2 protein-coding genes are annotated in these 1,269 nt (G+C 32.3%); both read left to right on the top strand.

All coding sequences use genetic code 11. The features are described from left to right. The first annotated feature begins 310 nt into the window (after positions 1–310). The gene (locus tag IG80_RS0112020) at positions 311–637 is read left to right on the top strand and encodes a GNAT family N-acetyltransferase (RefSeq protein ID WP_084756502.1); all 327 of its coding nucleotides are present in this window, start codon (positions 311–313) and stop codon (positions 635–637) included. Continuing rightward, a complete protein-coding gene (locus IG80_RS13735) occupies positions 622–1,092 on the top strand; it encodes a DUF7674 family protein (RefSeq protein WP_052046429.1) in 471 nt (156 codons plus the stop codon). Before IG80_RS0112020 ends, IG80_RS13735 begins: the two co-directional genes overlap by 16 nt. Positions 1,093–1,269: the final 177 nt, after the last annotated feature.

Genomic DNA, 1,269 nt, shown 5'->3' with positions numbered 1-1,269 from the left:
CGGTAGAAGACCAGGGATGATAAGGAAAAAGCAGGGCTCATCTCAACCAAATTGACATCAGAAAGGAAATGCAAGATCATAACCCATTAAAATAGTTAAAAATTCTTAACAGAGGTGTATCAATTTTAAATCGTCGTTGACAAGGTATTGGGAATTGTAGAGAAAATAATAAAATATCTATTATTCCATAAAATTTATCATGTTAAGATTGAATAACATCTCCTTCAAAATCACAAGCTACGAAGATAATAACTATAATAAAACAGATGTGCGTGGATAGAATTGTCGAACGAAGTTCAAGTATTAAAAAATTCAAAAAAACTGTTCAAAGAACAAGCCTTATAAACAAATAACAGCCATTAAAGAAAATAAAATAATAGCTATGGCGATTCTTGTGCCTGAGGATAGCTATTGTGAAATAAAATATATCGTTGTCGTAAATAATATGCGCAATGAAGGTTTAGGCTCAAGAATTCTAACATATTGTGAAGATTGGGCCTGGCTAAAAGGATTTAAAGAAATTTACTGTTGTGCTGTAGACTCTGCATTAAATTTTTTGATAAAAATTCATATATTCCTGAAGGTGAGTTTATTGAAAAGAATGGAGTTTCCTTTATTAAAATGCGTAAAAGCTTAACAGAAAGGTATGAAAGTTCATATTTTACAAAGGTTACCTTACGCCAAATTTATGAAATTGTTTTACAAACTTGTCCTGCTTTTGAAGAAATTTTTCTATCTTCTGATGATAAGGACTTGCCTTATAGTATTGCCGGAGACTTTGCAGAGTATATCGTTGCTTTATACAAGGAGGCAAGCAATAACCCTAAAGTAAAGCCTCCTTTACAGAAAGAATTAAGGAATATCTCAGCTTTGATTCATTGTCTTATTAAACATCCTGATGAGAAAGTAAGTGAGTGGGCTGTTATTGGCATATTAGAGGGAATACAGTTTCGTTTAACCGGAAGCGATGATTTAGATAAGTTTTCAAAAATACTTACGTCTCAAACTAGCTTATGGTGGGATAGCCTAAACAAATTTTGGAATAAAGAAATCCCATTTGTTGGTTCTGATATTGATATGAGCAAAAGTTGATTCATACTTATAACTCTCAGGCGTGTATGTTTAATACCGCACAGAAAACGCTCGTATTTTAAGTAGCCATTAAAACCTTCTTTATCTTACAAGACAAACGAAAAACCGTCCTTATCTTTGTTAAGATCAACTTTAGCAAGCAACGTTATACTAGGTTATTCGTTACGCCAACATAAA

The organism is Candidatus Paracaedibacter symbiosus, from assembly GCF_000757605.1.
In the GTDB taxonomy this organism is placed as follows: Bacteria; Pseudomonadota; Alphaproteobacteria; order Paracaedibacterales; family Paracaedibacteraceae; genus Paracaedibacter_A; species Paracaedibacter_A symbiosus.
The sequence above is the reverse complement of the archived record's forward strand: the minus strand, read 5'-3'. Positions and strand labels throughout refer to the sequence as shown.

What these genes read in the sequence shown, in the direction of transcription:
- IG80_RS13735 (WP_052046429.1), top strand. Translation starts at nt 622, where the DNA reads ATGCGTAAAAGCTTAACAGAAAGGTATGAAAGTTCATATTTTACAAAG.